Origin of the sequence: uncultured Agrobacterium sp. (assembly GCF_913777885.1) — a bacterium.
Taxonomy (GTDB): Bacteria; Pseudomonadota; Alphaproteobacteria; order Rhizobiales; family Rhizobiaceae; genus Agrobacterium.
Genome location: NZ_CAJYTV010000003.1, coordinates 1 through 15,163, shown reverse-complemented (window position 1 = coordinate 15,163; position 15,163 = coordinate 1). Strand labels below are relative to the sequence as shown.

Annotated in this window: 13 protein-coding genes; 6 read left to right on the top strand and 7 right to left on the bottom strand. The window is 61.1% G+C overall.

What is annotated here, in order from left to right; genetic code table 11:
• The first annotated feature begins 9 nt into the window (after positions 1 to 9).
• From QZ869_RS01045 to QZ869_RS01030, 4 genes are all read left to right on the top strand, one after another.
• Positions 10 to 492: a MaoC family dehydratase gene (locus QZ869_RS01045; protein WP_296014335.1), complete on the top strand. Its 483-nt coding sequence runs from the start codon at positions 10 to 12 to the stop codon at positions 490 to 492.
• Positions 493 to 516: 24 nt separating this feature from the next.
• Entirely contained in the window at positions 517 to 1,554 is a 1,038-nt protein-coding gene (locus tag QZ869_RS01040) for a DUF2332 family protein (protein ID WP_296102076.1), read from the top strand.
• Between the two features lie 350 nt (positions 1,555 to 1,904).
• Positions 1,905 to 3,275, top strand: a complete 1,371-nt coding sequence (locus QZ869_RS01035) for an APC family permease (RefSeq protein WP_296102074.1) — start codon at positions 1,905 to 1,907, stop codon at positions 3,273 to 3,275.
• Positions 3,276 to 3,351: 76 nt separating this feature from the next.
• Positions 3,352 to 3,984 carry a LysE family translocator gene (locus QZ869_RS01030; protein WP_296102072.1) on the top strand — a complete coding sequence of 211 codons (633 nt, stop codon included), beginning with the start codon at positions 3,352 to 3,354 and terminating at the stop codon, positions 3,982 to 3,984.
• 110 nt (positions 3,985 to 4,094) lie between these two features.
• On the opposite strand, the gene QZ869_RS01025 is transcribed toward QZ869_RS01030, so the two are convergent.
• From QZ869_RS01025 to QZ869_RS01005, 5 genes are read right to left on the bottom strand one after another with little or no spacing between them, the layout of a single operon-like run.
• Positions 4,095 to 4,643, bottom strand: a complete 549-nt coding sequence (locus QZ869_RS01025) for a sarcosine oxidase subunit gamma (protein ID WP_113261854.1) — start codon at positions 4,641 to 4,643, stop codon at positions 4,095 to 4,097.
• Positions 4,636 to 7,596 (bottom strand): sarcosine oxidase subunit alpha, encoded by a 2,961-nt coding sequence (locus QZ869_RS01020; RefSeq protein WP_296102070.1) that lies wholly within the window; start codon positions 7,594 to 7,596, stop codon positions 4,636 to 4,638. Before QZ869_RS01020 ends, QZ869_RS01025 begins: the two co-directional genes overlap by 8 nt.
• Complete coding sequence (locus tag QZ869_RS01015) at positions 7,593 to 7,907, bottom strand: sarcosine oxidase subunit delta (protein ID WP_062439490.1); 315 nt, start codon at positions 7,905 to 7,907, stop codon at positions 7,593 to 7,595. The genes QZ869_RS01020 and QZ869_RS01015 overlap by 4 nt, the downstream gene beginning before the upstream one ends.
• A gap of 9 nt (positions 7,908 to 7,916) precedes the next feature.
• The gene (locus QZ869_RS01010; RefSeq protein ID WP_296074460.1) at positions 7,917 to 8,324 is read right to left on the bottom strand and encodes a hypothetical protein; all 408 of its coding nucleotides are present in this window, start codon (positions 8,322 to 8,324) and stop codon (positions 7,917 to 7,919) included.
• A complete protein-coding gene (locus QZ869_RS01005) occupies positions 8,321 to 9,574 on the bottom strand; it encodes a sarcosine oxidase subunit beta family protein (protein WP_112520933.1) in 1,254 nt (417 codons plus the stop codon). The genes QZ869_RS01010 and QZ869_RS01005 overlap by 4 nt, the downstream gene beginning before the upstream one ends.
• Positions 9,575 to 9,879: 305 nt before the next feature.
• Here QZ869_RS01005 and rpsU point away from each other — a divergent pair, with 305 nt between their 5' ends.
• Both rpsU and QZ869_RS00995 read left to right on the top strand, forming a co-directional pair.
• Positions 9,880 to 10,107 (top strand): 30S ribosomal protein S21, encoded by a 228-nt coding sequence (rpsU, locus tag QZ869_RS01000; protein ID WP_296014350.1) that lies wholly within the window; start codon positions 9,880 to 9,882, stop codon positions 10,105 to 10,107.
• Positions 10,108 to 10,290: 183 nt separating this feature from the next.
• Positions 10,291 to 11,115 carry a tetratricopeptide repeat protein gene (locus QZ869_RS00995; protein WP_296014480.1) on the top strand — a complete coding sequence of 275 codons (825 nt, stop codon included), beginning with the start codon at positions 10,291 to 10,293 and terminating at the stop codon, positions 11,113 to 11,115.
• 348 nt (positions 11,116 to 11,463) lie between these two features.
• Here the strand turns inward: QZ869_RS00995 and QZ869_RS00990 are convergent, their stop codons facing one another.
• Together QZ869_RS00990 and QZ869_RS00985 are read right to left on the bottom strand one after the other, a co-directional pair.
• Positions 11,464 to 14,553 carry an efflux RND transporter permease subunit gene (locus QZ869_RS00990; protein WP_296102068.1) on the bottom strand — a complete coding sequence of 1,030 codons (3,090 nt, stop codon included), beginning with the start codon at positions 14,551 to 14,553 and terminating at the stop codon, positions 11,464 to 11,466.
• Positions 14,550 to 15,163: efflux RND transporter periplasmic adaptor subunit (locus QZ869_RS00985; protein WP_296102066.1), on the bottom strand; the 614-nt coding region annotated here is incomplete at its 5' end. The genes QZ869_RS00985 and QZ869_RS00990, both read right to left, overlap by 4 nt.

The following is a 15,163-nucleotide window of genomic DNA, read 5'->3' as shown; positions in this document are numbered from 1 at the left end:
AGGGTTGCCGTGAAAGACGTTTCGCTTGCCGAGGTAAAGGGTCTGATCGGTACGGAAGTTGGCCTGTCCGACTGGATCACGGTCGATCAGGCAATGATCGATGCCTTTGCGCAGGCCACGCTGGATGACCAGTTCATCCACACAGACCCGGAACGCGCCAAGGCCGAAAGCCCCTTCGGCGGCACCATCGCGCACGGCTTCCTGACGCTTTCGCTCCTGTCTGCCATGAATTACAGCGCCCTGCCGAAAATTCGCGAACAGACCATGGGCATCAATTACGGCTTTGAGAAAGTCACCTTCGTTTCTCCGGTCAAGAGTGGCGCGCGGGTTCGCGGACGCTTCACGCTGGCCGAGGCGCGCTTTCGCGGCGGCGCCATGCTGATGATGACCTATGACGTGGCGGTAGAGATCGAAAACGAAAAGAAACCCGCACTGACCGCCCGCTGGATCACCATCGCTCAGTTCGATCCGAAGGACCGGCCCGAAGACTGATCAACAGGTTAAACGGAGGTCGCCATGCCGGAAGCAATCGTGAGAGAGGCATTCCAAACGCAGGCCGCGGCTTGCGACGCACTCGGCTCTCCCTTCACCGCAAGGCTCTGCCGGCTGCTCGCCGACAAGCTCCAAACGACACAAGGCGCTGTGGCCCGAACCATTCTTCACTGGCCCGGGCCACCCGGCCCCAGCGACGATTCCGTGCCGCTGCGCATTGCGGGCGCACTGCATGCGCTGGTTCTTTCTGAAAGGATCGACCCGCTCACCGAACTCGAAGACGATCCCCTCTGGCCGGCAGTCCAACAAGCATTCCGGCAACACGAAGCCTTCATCCTCGACCGTCTGACATCGCCACCCCAGACCAACGAGGTCCGCCGCTCCGCAGCCCTGCTGCCCGGTCTCTTCATCGTAGCCAAGCAAACCGGCAAACCGCTGATCCTTTCCGAAGTCGGCGCCAGTGCCGGTCTCAACCTCCAGCTGGACCGTTATCGCTACCGGCTTGGCCAAACCGAGTGGGGACCGCAGAGCCCCGTCCTCCTCTCTCCCGAATGGCGCGGCGAAGCGCCCGAAATCCCCGACACCTTCACAGTTCTTGATCGGGCAGGCTGCGACCTCAACCCCTTGAACCCCTCCTCTGCCGAGGATCGCCTGCGCCAGCTCTCCTATATCTGGGCCGATCAGACAGACCGCCTGGAGCGGACGCGAAACGCGCTCAGCATCGCGGCGGACAATCACCTGCAGGTGGAAAAGGCAGACGCGATCGACTGGCTGGCAAAGCGGCTGAAAGACCCGAAACCACATGCCGCCCACGTCATCTTCCACTCCGTCGCCTGGCAATATTTCCCCGACGCCCTCAAACAGAAGGGCGAAGCCTTGATCGCCGAGGCCGGCGCTTGCGCCACAGCAGACGCCCCTCTCGCCCGCCTCCAGATGGAAGGCGACGGCCAACCACAAGGGGCAGCGCTGACCCTGCAAATCTGGCCGACCGGCGAAAAGCAGGAGATTGGTCGAGCGGATTTTCACGGGCGCTGGATGGAATGGCGCGGGTGGGCGCCGTGAGTGATGCCGACTGATCGGCTGGATGGAATGGCGCGGGTGGGCGCCGTGAGTGATGCCGACTGATCGTTGCCGCAAATCGCTGACACGAGAGCTCCATGCTGCATGGAGCAGGCCAGGTATGCGCCGGAGATCCACCCTATGGCGGATGCCGGATAGCCCGAAGAGCCAGCCCGGACAGAGCAGGCGCAGGCTCAGCCCCTCACCCACAAGCTGTACCTCTTTATCGGACACTATAAGCCATTCCCGCGATGTCAGTTCCGGCTTAAGCGCTTGACCCCATTTGCTCTTGTCGCGCGGGAACCTTCCCCTTTTGCTCGCGTTGAAAGACATATTGTTCGGGGGAACTCTACATGGCGAATAACATCACACAACCGGATGATGCAGGCGAGCACAAGACTGAGCTCAAGCGCGTCATGGGGCCGGGGCTGCTGCTTCTCTTCATCGTCGGCGACATTCTCGGAACCGGCATCTATGCGCTGACGGGACAGGTCGCAGCCGAAGTGGGCGGCGTCGTCTGGCTACCCTTCCTCATCGCCTTTGCGGTGGCGCTTCTCACGGCCTGCAGCTATCTGGAGCTGGTGACGAAGTATCCGCGCGCCGCGGGTGCAGCGCTTTATACGCACAAAGCCTTCGGCGTTCACTTCATCACCTTTCTCGTCGCCTTCACGGTCATGTCGTCCGGCGTCACCTCTGCCTCGACTGCGTCCCGCGCCTTTGCCGCAAACTTCGCCACCGTCACCGGCTTCGATTTCGGCGGCTTCGGCGTGACAGGCATAGCCATCGCCTTCATCGTCGCCGTCGCGCTTATCAACTTTCGCGGCGTGGGCGAAAGCGTGAAGATGAATGTGGTGCTGACCGTCGTGGAACTGACCGGCCTGCTCATGATCATCTGCATCGGCTTCTGGGCCATCGGCAACGGTCAGGGTGATGTCTCCCGCGCCTGGACGTTTGAACCCGCCGGGGAACACGGCGTAATCTGGTCGGTGGTGGCCGCCACCACGCTTGCCTTCTTCGCCATGGTCGGCTTCGAGGATTCGGTCAACATGGCGGAAGAGTGCAAGCAGCCTGCCCGCATCTTCCCGAAAGTCTTGCTTGGCGGCCTCGTCATTACCGGCATCATCTATATTCTGGTCGCCATTTCCGCCATCACGCTGGTTCCTGCTGCCGAACTCGGCGAGGGCGAAACGCCGCTGTTGAAGGTGGTGCAAGCAGGCGCACCGAACTTCCCGATCGGCATCTTTGCTGTGATCACCATGTTCGCCGTCGCCAATTCCGCACTGATCAACATGATGATGGCAAGCCGCCTGATCTACGGCATGAGCCGCGAAGGCGTTCTTCCCCCAGCCCTCGGCAAGGTCCATTCCGGTCGCCGCACGCCGTATGTGGCCATCATCTTCACTTCGCTGATTGCCGTTGGCCTCATCGCGTTTGCAGGCGGCGTGCCAGCGCTTGGTGGTACAACGGCACTGCTCCTGCTCGGCGTCTTCACCATCGTCAATGTTGCGGTGCTGGTGCTGCGCAAGGACAAGGTGTCGCACAAGCACTTCCGCACACCGACCATCCTGCCGGTGCTCGGCGCCATCAGCTGCTTCTTCCTCGTCGGCCCATGGACGGGTCGCGATCCGGTGCAATATTCGATTGCCGCCGTGCTGCTCCTGATCGGTGTCGTGCTCTGGGCAGCGACCGTCGGCTTCATGCGGGTGCAGGCGAAATCCACCTGACCTCGCAACGGCACTAGCTATCTGCGCCGCCCATGATAGATCGGAATTCCGGCCTCATTTTCAAAAGGAAAATACCATGCCGGAATTCCCGACCCTCATGCTCTTTTCCGCCGCAGCCCTGGTGCTGACGGCAACACCCGGTCCCGATATGCTGCTGATCGCTTCTCGCAGCGTCAGCCAGGGCCGGTCCGCAGGCTTTTTGACCTATGCCGGAATAGCCGCGGGGACCTATTGCCACGCCATTGCTGCGGCCCTGGGCCTCTCTCAATTGTTTCTGACGGTACCTGTCGCCTACGAGATCGTCCGCTGGGCAGGCTGCGCCTATCTGCTTTATCTGGCGGTTAAAACCTTGCGCTCACAAGGCGCTGCCTTTGCGCCGTCTGCCGGGCTGAAGCGGCTTTCTTCCAGACGCATCTTCCTGGAAGGGCTCGCCACCAACATCCTCAACCCGAAAATGGCGCTCTTTGTGCTCGCGCTCTTCCCGCAGTTCATCAGTCCGGATGGCAGTGCGCTCATCCTCCAGATGCTGATCCTCGCCACGATCCTGAACGGCGTCGGTTTTGTGGTAAATGGTGCTGTGATCCTGCTTGGCAGCAATATCCGGCAGCGTCTCTCCGGCATCCGCCGCTTTCCCAGGCTGCCGCAATATTTGCTCGCGACAGTCTTTGCGGGGCTCGCCTGCCGTCTGGCGCTTGGAACGAGGCAATAGGAGAAGCAACACCGAAGGGCTGCCTGGATGGGACATCCAAACCCAAGCTCGTCATCCTCGGGTTTAACCCGAGGATCCATGTCTAGGTGACGTGATAGGCGGCGCGAAACTCAAGCGTCCCGCGAGCCCTCGTCCAGCAAACCGAACACATATTCGGCAAAGGAACGCCAGCACTCCACGCGGAACGTGTCATCGGTCACGCGCAGCAGAATGACTTCCGCCTTGCCGAACACCGTGCGGGTGCAGGCACCCACAGGAAAAGCGGCGAGCGACAGGTCCTGCGGGCAGCCAGCATTGATCGTCGTTTCCGCGCCGGGGCCGGAAACGATGATTGCGAGGTTGCGATGCGAGACGTCGGTGGCGGAGAAGAGGCCCGTGGTGCCGGAAAGTGCTGCCATCAGGTCTGCTTCGCCCTGGTCGATGACCAGCCACTCATCCGGGCCGATCCACAAGGCCGAGCGCAGTCCCGAAGTCGCAGACGTTTTCGGGCGTGTCGGCAGGGCAAGTTCGAGCGCCTGAGATACCGCTTCGATCGCCTCTGGCCGCGCGCGCAGCACCAGCCGGTAGGCCGGGGCCGCGGGCTTGATGGAGGTTCCGGCGGAGCCGCCATGGACGCCATCGAGAACGAATGTACGCTTTGCTGTCGCCAAATCAGCCATTGATCCGGCCTCCTTCCTTGTCGAAGAACACCATGTCCGTCACCTCGACTGCAATCGTCCTGTCGGCAAGCGGAATGTAAAGGGTCTCACCCATCCGCGCCCGGCCATCGGCCACCAGGCCGAAAGCGATGGCGCGACCGAGATTTTCGGACCAGTAGGACGACGTGACGTGACCGAGCATCGTCATCGGCTTCGGCGCATTCGGATCGACGACGATCTCACCGCCCTCTTCCGGCACCTCATGCGCGTTCTTCGGCAGAAGTCCGACGAGCTGCTTGCGGCCGCTGCGGGTCAGATCCGGGCGCTGCAGACCGCGAATACCGACGAAGTCCGTCTTCTTCTTGGAGACGGCCCAGCCGAGGCCCGCATCGTCCGGCGTCACCGTGCCGTCTGTATCCTGGCCGACGATGATGTAGCCCTTTTCGGCGCGAAGCACGTGCATGGTCTCGGTGCCGTAGAGGCAGCCGCCAACGGCTTTCGCCCGCTCGGCAATCGCCTGCCACACCGCCGGGCCGAAATCGGCCGGCACGTTGACTTCGAAGCCGAGTTCGCCGGTAAACGACACGCGGAAAAGACGCGTCGGCACACCGCAGATCTTGCCTTCCGCCACCGCCATATGCGGGAAGGCTTCGGGCGACAGATCGATACCCTCGACCAGCGGCGCAATCACCTCGCGCGCCTTCGGTCCCTGCACCGCGATCACCGCCCATTGTTCGGTGGCAGATGTCAGCCAGACGTTGAGATGCGGGAATTCCGTCTGCAGATAATCTTCCATGTGGTGCAGCACGCGTGGCGCGCCGCCCGTCGTCGTCGTCACGTGGAAGCGGTCTTCCGCCATGCGACCGACAACACCGTCATCATAGACGAAGCCGTCTTCGCGGGTCATGATGCCGTAACGGCAGCGACCGGGCTTCAGCGTATCCCAGGCATTGGTGTAGAGCAGGTTGAGGAACTTTGCCGCATCCGGGCCGACAACCTCGATCTTGCCGAGCGTGGAGGCATCGAAGACGCCAACGCTTTCGCGCACCGTCTTGCACTCGCGGTTGACCGCCTCATGCATGTCTTCACCGGCGCGCGGATAGTACCAGGCGCGCTTCCAGTTGCCGACATCCTCGAAGGCCGCACCTTCTGCCTCTTCCAGGGCATGCATCGGCGTCTTGCGGGCCGGGTCGAACAGCTTGCCACGCGAATGGCCGACCAGCGTACCGAAGGTCACAGGCGTGTAAGGCGCGCGGAAGGTGGTGAGACCGACCTTCGGCAGATCGCGTCCAAGCGCTTCCGATGCAATGGCAAGACCGTGCATGTTGGACATCTTGCCCTGGTCGGAGGCCATGCCGTTGGTGGTGAAGCGCTTGATATGCTCGATGGAGTGCATGCCTTCGCGCACCGCAAGGCGGATATCCTTGGCGCAGACATCGTGCTGGAAATCGATAAAGGCTTTGACGCTGTGGTCGGCACCCGCACCTTCGGCAGCGCCGATCATGCCGCCCGTCCAGGTGTTGGCGTTGCTGCCGGAGATGGCAACCTCGCCGCCGCCAGCCGCAGCCGCTTCGGCAAGCAGCGCGGAGAGATCGTCGGTGCCGTTGCAGGCGCCGATGGAAACGCCATCCTGCACGTGCACATCCGGCAGGAAGCGCTGGTTGGCCGCATCATATTTCAGCTTGCCGCGAGACTGCGAGAAGAGATGGACCGATGGCGTCCAGCCGGCAGATACGATCAGCGCATCAACAGCGATCTTTCGCTTGCCCGAACCGCCATTGCGGCCAACCGTCATGGAGGTGACGCGAAGACGGCCCGCTGTGTCGTAAACGCTGTGGCCGGCGAGCACTTCGATGCCGAGCGCACGCGCCTCATCCAGAAGCTTCTGGTCCGGGTTCGGACGGCAATCGACGATGGCTGCGATCTTCACACCGGCACGCTTCAGGTCGAAGGCCGCCTCATAGGCGCTGTCATGCGCGGTATAGACACCGACATTGTGGCCAACGGCCACGCCATACTGGTTGAGATAAGTGCGCGCAGCCGACGCCAGCATGATGCCGGGGCGGTCGTTATTGGCAAACACCATGTGGCGCTCGATGGCACCGGTTGCCATGATCACCTTTTTGGTGCGCACCTGCCAAAGGCGCTCGCGCGGCTCATGCAGCGCAGGGCTTGCCAGATGATCGGTCACGCGCTCGGCAAGGCCGATGAAGTTGTGGTTGTAGTAACCGAAGACGGTGGTGCGGGTCAGAACTTCCACATTCGGCATGGCCTTCAGCTCGGCCAGCACCGACTGCGCCCACTCATAACCATTCTTGCCGTCGATCACGGTGCCGCTTTCAAAGCGCAGCGCGCCGCCAACCGTCGGGTTTTCATCGACCAGGATCACCTTGGCACCGGTCTTCGCGGCAGACAGAGCCGCCGTCAGACCGGCAGCACCGCCGCCCGCCACCAGCACGTCGCAATGAGCATAACGGCTGGCATATTGATCGGTATCGCTCTGCTTCGGCGCACTGCCGAGACCCGCGGCGCGGCGGATGATCGGCTCATAGAGCTTGTGCCATGCCGCCTTCGGCCACATGAAGGTCTTGTAGTAGAAGCCCGCCGCAAAGAAGGGCGAGAAGAAATCGTTGATCGCGCCAACATCGAAGGAGAGCGACGGATAGCGGTTCTGCGACGAGACGATCGCGCCATCGAACACTTCCTGCACCGTGGCGCGCACGTTCGGCTGGCGGCGGGACGCATCGCGCGACACGTCGATCAGCGCATTCGGCTCTTCCGGACCGGCGGAGAGAAAGCCGCGTGGACGGTGATACTTGAACGAGCGACCGATCAGATGCACGCCATTTGCCAGCAGTGCGGAGGCGACCGTGTCGCCCTGAAGCGCTGTATAGCTTTTGCCGTCGAAGTTGAAGCGGGCGGTGCGGGCGGGCGTCAGGCGGCCAGCGCCCTTGATACGGTAAGCGCCGCTCATCGGGCTGCTCCTTCGCTGGAGGAGAGAAGCGAAGCCTCATCCGGCTTCGGCTCGCCCGCCTTGTAAGTCAGGTGGAACTTGTCGGTCACGGAATGGCGCGCCGCGTTGAAGAAGCGACCGCAGCCATGGATATGGCGCCAGCGCTCATAAACCATGCCCTTGTCGTTATCGCGCATGAAGAAATATTCAGAAAATTCCTCATCGGAAATTCCGGCAATGTTTTCAGGGCGGGCGATGTGCGCCTCACCAGCCCAGCGGAACTCCAGTTCAGAGCGTTCTTCTTCGCAATATGGACAACGGATCAGCAGCATAATGTTCCCTCAAAGAGAGCTTTCCGGAATCACCGTTCCGGCGGGTTGGTCACACAGGCGCTTTCCCATGGTGATGTAGGGGGAGAGCCTGTTCGTTAGTTCTTCGAAATTCGCATAGGGACGAAACGCATTGCCGCGCCCCATATTGACCACCGCCATCGACATGAGATTGCTGTCGAGCGCGACGGGATATTCATTCTCGCCGTCCGGGCCTTTCGGCACGAAATAGACGAGCCTCTGGCCAAGGCTTGGAGCGCACATCAAAAAGCCCTCCTGCGCCAAAAACGGCCAGTTCTCCTCTCCCTGCACCTTGCGAATGGTCTGCACCCGAAAATCGCCAGCCTCTGGAAGAACCGGACCGGCATCGGCCGCAGAGGCCATAGACGCAGCAGCAAGAAGAGCGGCTGGTATTTTCAATGGGCAACCGCCGCAGCTGCCGCTTCATCGATCAAGCGTCCTGTGCGGAAGCGGTCGAGGTTCAGCCCCGCCGCCAGCCGGTGCGGCTCGCCACGCGCAATCAGATGCGCAAAGAGATGCGCCGAACCAGGGGTCGCCTTAAAGCCGCCAGTACCCCATCCGCAATTGACGAAGAGGTTCGGAACCGGCGTGACACTCTGGATCGCCGAACGGTCCGGTGTGTTGTCGGTAATGCCGCCCCACTGGCGCATCATCTTCACACGGCGGAAGATCGGGAAGAGCTCGCAAATGGCATCCAGCGTATGGGTGATGATCTGCAAGCCGCCCGTCTGCGAGTAGGAGTTGTACTGGTCGGTACCGGCACCGATGACCAGCTCGCCCTTGTCGGACTGCGAGATATAGGCATGCACGGTGTTGGACATCACCACGCAGGGGAAGATGGGTTTCAGCGGCTCGGAGACCAGCGCCTGCAACGGGTTGGAGGCAAGCGGTACGCGCACATCGGCCATCTTCATGATGACGGAGGAATGACCGGCAGCCGATACGCCGATCTTCTTGGCGCCAATGAAGCCACGATTGGTTTCCACACCGGTCACTGCGCCATCCGGACCACGACGGATCGCGGTCACTTCGCAGTTCTGGATGATGTGGACACCGCGATCGGATGCCGCACGGGCATAACCCCAGGCCACCGCATCGTGACGGGCCGTACCACCGCGACGCTGCAGGGCAGCACCATTGATGGCGTAGCGGGCGTTCGCAGAAATATCGAGCGGCGGGCAATAGGCCTTGGCCTGTTCCGGCGTCAGCCATTCATTGTCGATGCCGTAGAGACGGTTGGCATTGATATGGCGCTTGAAGGACTGCTGGTCATGCACATTGTGCGACAGCATCATCACGCCGCGCGCCGAATACATGACGTTGTAGTTCAGATCCTGGCTCAAGCCTTCCCACAATTTGAGGGAATGCTCGTACATATCCATGCTCTCTTCATAGAGATAGTTCGAGCGGATAATGGTGGTGTTGCGGCCAGTATTGCCGCCGCCGAGCCAGCCTTTTTCCAGAACGGCGATGTTGGTGATGCCATGTTCCTTGGCCAGATAATAAGCGGCACCGAGACCATGGCCGCCGCCACCGATGATGATGACGTCATATTCCTTGCGCGGCTCGGGAGAAGCCCACTGAGCATCCCATCCCTTGTGGGCTCGCATTGCCTCGCGAGCCACGGCAAAAACAGAAAATTTGCGCATTCGCAAGCAACTCCCTGAAGACAGGCTGGATTATTCCGGCTGAGGCCCGAACATGACAAATCAAAGAACATGACAGTGTTCCTTTTGCGACGTGCGACATGAATGTTTTGACATGGGTCATAACTTTCGCGACACCCCTTGTATTTTCGTTTGGAGATACAGTTAACGGCTGGACTTCAGGGAAACGATCTGATATTGCACCTCACCAATCGCGCGGCCAGCCGGCCACACGAACGATTTTTTGTTTGCCTGCGAATGCCTTTATTCGCATGGCAAGATAACCAAGCTAAAGGAACGGGATTCACGTGCAGGTACTAGTCCGCGATAACAACGTTGATCAGGCGCTTCGCGCTCTCAAGAAGAAAATGCAGCGCGAAGGTATCTTCCGCGAAATGAAGATGCGCGATTACTACGAGAAGCCTTCGCAGAAGCGCGCTCGCGAAAAGGCTGAAGCCGTTCGCCGCGTTCGCAAGCTGGCTCGCAAGCGCATGCAGCGTGAAGGTCTGATCGCCGGTCCGCGCACTGGCCGCTGATAGGCCGTCTTTTCGACGTTTTTGAATGCTTATGGGGCGGGGGCGATTTATTCGCCGCCGCTCTTTGAGTTTGTGGCTGCATGAATGGCCTTGAGAGGGAACCCATATCGTATGAACGCTGTTGATATCCGTGAATCCAGACGTCCTTTCGCCCTCTTCCACGGCGTATCTCAGAGAAAAACCATGCGGCTCTCCTCCACCCTCATCCTCTGCGGCATGGTTGCGGCTCTTGCCGGCTGCGCCACCACTTCCCCCACGAGCGACGTCTTCCAGATCGACCGCGCTCAAGGCTCCGAGCAGAACATCGCCTCGCTGACCTCGGTCATCAATGCGAACCCGCAGGACCCGGAAGGCTACAACGTTCGCGGATCGGCTTACGGCCGCGCCGGTGACTCCAAACGCGCCATTGCCGATTTCAATCAGGCCCTCCAGATTAACCCGCGCTTCTATCAGGCCTATGCCAACCGCGCGCTCGTCTACCGCAATATGGGCCAGCAGCAGCAGGCGCTTCAGGATTACAACAGCGCGCTGCAGATCAACCCGAACTATGACGTGGCGCTGATCGGTCGCGGCAATCTCTACCGCCAGTCAGGCCGCACCAACGAAGCCTTCAATGATTTCACCGCCGCCATCAACACCGACACGACCGATGGCCGCGCCTATCACAACCGTGGCCTGATCTATCAGCTGCGCAACCAGCATAGCCAGGCCATCGAAGATTTTTCCAAGGCCATCTCGCTCTCGCCCAATTCGCCCGAGCCGTATAACGGCCGCGGCATTTCCTACATTGCGCTGAACGACGACGAAAACGCCTTTGCCGATTTCAACCACGCCATCGCGCTGGACGGCGATCTGGCGGAGTCCTGGGCAAACCAGGCGCTGGTCTATGAGCGACGTGGCGAGAGAGACAAGGCGTATAAATCCTACAGCCACGCCGCCCGCCTGGACCCCAAATACAAACCCGGCGTCGACGGCGCTGCCCGCCTGCGCGGCGCTGGCGCCTCGTAAGGTCTCTGCCGTTTCAATGGCGTAGGGACCGCAACGACGAGCGATGGGGACTATTCGCCTCTCGCCTACTCTACGCTATGAGGTAGCAGGATTGCATCCGTCACGCGGTTCACGTGACCTTGAAGCTCGCCTCGCTGTCATACTCGCCCTTGAGGCGAGATCCACGGTCCCACTGTCAAGCACGTGAGCATATGGACCCTCGGGTGAAGCCCGAGGTTGACGACCGGCCGGGTTTCGCCCCGTAGCCCAAGAGCGCTTCAGCCGCTTTTTCCGAGCCGTTCAGCCGAAGCCATAAACCTGAAACGAGAAAAAAGGCCCCGCCAGTCGATCGATGGCAGGGCTCTTTCGTCATGCAGGCTTGGCGTCGCCTTCTGCCGTCGCATCCGGCTCAGCCTTCTTCTCCTCCGGCTTGATCCGGAACCAGGCCACGTAGAGTGCAGGCAGGAAGAGCAGCGTCAGCACCGTGCCGACCACGATACCACCCATCATCGCATAGGCCATCGGGCCCCAGAACACCTCGCGCGAGATCGGGATCAACGCCAAGGTCGCTGCCGCCGCCGTCAGCATGATCGGGCGCATGCGGTGTTCCGTCGCCTCGATCACCGCCTGCCAGGCAGGCACGCCCTCCTTGCGCAGGTCTTCGATCTGCACCACGAGAATGACCGAGTTTCGGATGAGGATACCGATCAGCGCCAGAATGCCGAGGATCGCGACGAAGCCCATGGGTGCGTTGCTGAGAAGCAGCGCCGCCACTACGCCGATTAGTGCCGTGGGCGCCACCGCAAAGACCAGGAACAGACGGCTGAAGCTCTGCAACTGGATCATCAGGATCGTCGCCATGGCAAAGAGCATGAAGGGCGCGACGGCTGCAATCGGCCCCTGCGCCTCCGCACTCGATTCCACCGACCCGCCGATCTCGATCTTGTAGCCCACCGGCAGCGTCTTGATGAAGGCATCGACCTGCGGCTGAAGCGCGGTCACGATTGTGGCCGGCTGCGTTGGACCCTTGATCGCCGCCTTCAGGGTGATCGTCGGAATGCGATCGCGTGATGCGATCATGGCTTGCTCCACATCGTAGCGCAGATTTGCCACCGCCGAGAGCGGAATGAGCTTTCCGCCGGAACCTGGAATTTGCAGATTCTGCAGCGTCTCGATAGAGCCACGCTCATCGGCTGCCGCACGCCCGATCACATCGACGAGGTAGATGTCGTCGCGCACCTGCGTGGCGCTTGCCCCTTCCACGATGGAGTTCAGCACGGTGGCGATATCTTCGGAACTGACGCCGAGCTGCCGCGCCTTGTCCTGCAACACATCCACCTTGACCACGCGGGACGGCTCGTTCCAGTCATAGATCATGTTGGTGAGCAACGGATGCTGGCCGACGACGCCTGCAAACCGCATCGAGATATCGCGCACCTTCTGGATGTCGGGGCCGCTGATGCGATACTGAACCGGCTTTCCGACCGGCGGGCCGATATCGAGCAGTTTTACGAAGGCATCGGTGCCGGGGAACGTCTCATTCAGATATTTCTGGAAATCGGCTCGAATGCGGTCGCGTGCCTCGAGGCTTTTCGACACGATGATGGTCTGGCCGAAAAACGCATTCTGGCTCTGCACGTCGAAGGACAGAATGAAGCGGGGCGCACCCTGACCGACATAGGTCGTCCAGTGGTCGATATCCGCGTTATTGGCGAGCTTCTCGCGCTCGAACTGCGCTATCTGGCGGTTGGTTTCTGCAATGGAGCTGTTCTGCGGCAAGTTCCAGTCGACGATCAGTTCGGGCCGGTCGGAGCTTGGGAAGAACTGCTGCTGCACCAGGCCCATGCCGCCCACCGACACGCCGAAGATGGCGATGGTGAGCAAAATGGTCACCCAGCGCCAACGCATGGCCGTTTGCAGCAGGCTGGAGAAGATCCGCGCAAACCTGCCCTTGCCCTCATGATGCCCCTTCATCTGCTTGGGCAGCATGACGACGCCGAGAAGCGGGGTGAAGAGAACCGCGACGATCCACGAGACAAGCAGCGACACCGCTATGACGACGAAGAGCGTGAAGGTGAACTCGCCCGCCGCACTGCTGTTCAGACCGATCGGGATGAAGCCCGCGACGGTGACGAGCGTACCCGTGAGCATCGGAAAGGCAGTCGAGGTGTAAACGTATGTGGCGGCCTTTCGCAGATTATCCCCGGCCTCCAGCCGCGCCACCATCATCTCCACTGCAATCATCGCATCGTCGACCAGAAGCCCGAGCGCGATGATCAAGGCGCCGAGCGAGATGCGTTGCAGCGAGATACCGCTGAACTCCATATAGACGAAGGTGATGGCCAGCACGAGCGGAATGGACACCGCCACCACCAGACCGGCGCGAAAACCAAGGCTGATGAAGCTGATGACGAGAACGATGGCGACCGCTTCGAACAGCGCACGGGTGAAGCCGGACACCGCCTCTTCCACCACGGCAGGCTGATCGGAAACGCGGTGAACATCCACGCCGATGGGCAGATCTGCGACGATGGCCTTGATATGCTCGTCCACCGCCGCGCCGAACTCCAGAAGGTTTGCGCCCGCGCGCATGCCGATCGCAAGTCCGATGGCGGGCGTGCCGTTATAGCGGAACAAAGCGGTTGGCGGATCGACATAACCACGGCGGATGGTGGCCACGTCTGTCAGCGGGAAGAAGCGGTCATTGACGCGCAGATTGATGGACTCCAGCGCATTTTCCGAGGCGAATTGCCCGCCGACGCGAATGGCGATGCGCTCAGGCCCCGCGGTGACGAAGCCGGACTGGGTCACCGCATTCTGCGCCTGAAGTGTCGTGATGATCGACTGGCGATCGATGCCAAGCGCTGCGATCTTGCGGGTCGAAAATTCCAGATAGATCGCTTCGTCCTGCGCCCCGATAATATCCACCTTGCCGACATTGGGAATGGTCAGGATCTTGGAGCGCGCATCCTCGACCAGATCGCGCAGCTGGCGCTGGGAGAGACCGTCACTGGTAAAGGCGAAGATGTTGCCGAAAACATCGCCGAAGCGGTCGTTGAAGAACGGCCCCTGCACGCCGGAGGGAAAATCGCCGCGAATGTCGGAAATCATGTTGCGGACGCGACGCCATGTCGGCTCCACGTCCCTGGCTTTCGTCGTGGGCAGCAGCTCGAGGAAAACGGTTGTCTTGCCGGCGGTCGTTTCGCTGCGAGTATAATCGAGCGATTCCAGCTCCTGCAGCTTCTTCTCGATCCGGTCGGTCACCTGGCGGCTGACCTCTTCGGCCGTGGCGCCCGGCCACGCTGCCGAGATCACCATCGTCTTGATGGTGAAGTTCGGATCTTCTTCGCGGCCCAGATTGAGATAGGAGAACACGCCTGCGATCAGGAAGACGACCATGAAATACCAGACAAGCGAGCGGTGCTCGAGCGCCCAGTCGGAGAGATTGAACTTTTTCACTGTGCGAGCTCCTGATCGACGCGGATCGACTGTCCGTCCTCAAGCGTGTTGACACCGGCCACAACGACGCGGTCGCCCGGCGAAACGCCTTGTTTGATAGTGACATAGCCATAGGCATTGGGTTCGCCGTCTAGCACGACGGGACGAAGCATAACCTTCGCCGCAGCTTCATCGACGATCCACACAGCCGTCTGGTTGTCGCGGCTGCGGATCGCAGTTGCGGGGAGCATCAGCGTTGGTTGATCGGCAGCGCTGGCAGAGGCCGTGACGACCGCACCGAGACGGAAGGCTTCACCCGGATTGCTGAGCGCGATCTTGGTTCTGCGCGTGCGCGTCGCCGCATCCGCCTGCGGGGCGATTTCGCGCACCGTGCCGGGCACGCGCACCTTCGGGTCCAGCTGCAATGCCACCTGGAAGGGCATTCCGGGCTTCAACTGCTCGGCCACCGACTGCGGTACGTCGATGACTGCATCCCGCTCATCCGGCTTGGCAATCGTGACAATCACCTGGCCGACGGTCACGACCTGCCCCAACTCGGCGGATGTTGCCGTAACCACACCATCGAACTCCGCCGTCAGCTGTGCGTAACCGAGCTGCTCATTGGCCTTGT

Coding starts and splice junctions, on each gene's coding strand:
- QZ869_RS01040 (WP_296102076.1), top strand. CDS start 517: ATGCCGGAAGCAATCGTGAGAGAGGCATTCCAAACGCAGGCCGCGGCT.
- QZ869_RS01035 (WP_296102074.1), top strand. CDS start 1,905: ATGGCGAATAACATCACACAACCGGATGATGCAGGCGAGCACAAGACT.
- QZ869_RS01030 (WP_296102072.1), top strand. CDS start 3,352: ATGCCGGAATTCCCGACCCTCATGCTCTTTTCCGCCGCAGCCCTGGTG.
- QZ869_RS01025 (WP_113261854.1), bottom strand. CDS start 4,643: ATGGCTGATTTGGCGACAGCAAAGCGTACATTCGTTCTCGATGGCGTC.
- QZ869_RS01020 (WP_296102070.1), bottom strand. CDS start 7,596: ATGAGCGGCGCTTACCGTATCAAGGGCGCTGGCCGCCTGACGCCCGCC.
- QZ869_RS01015 (WP_062439490.1), bottom strand. CDS start 7,907: ATGCTGCTGATCCGTTGTCCATATTGCGAAGAAGAACGCTCTGAACTG.
- QZ869_RS01005 (WP_112520933.1), bottom strand. CDS start 9,574: ATGCGCAAATTTTCTGTTTTTGCCGTGGCTCGCGAGGCAATGCGAGCC.
- QZ869_RS00995 (WP_296014480.1), top strand. CDS start 10,291: ATGCGGCTCTCCTCCACCCTCATCCTCTGCGGCATGGTTGCGGCTCTT.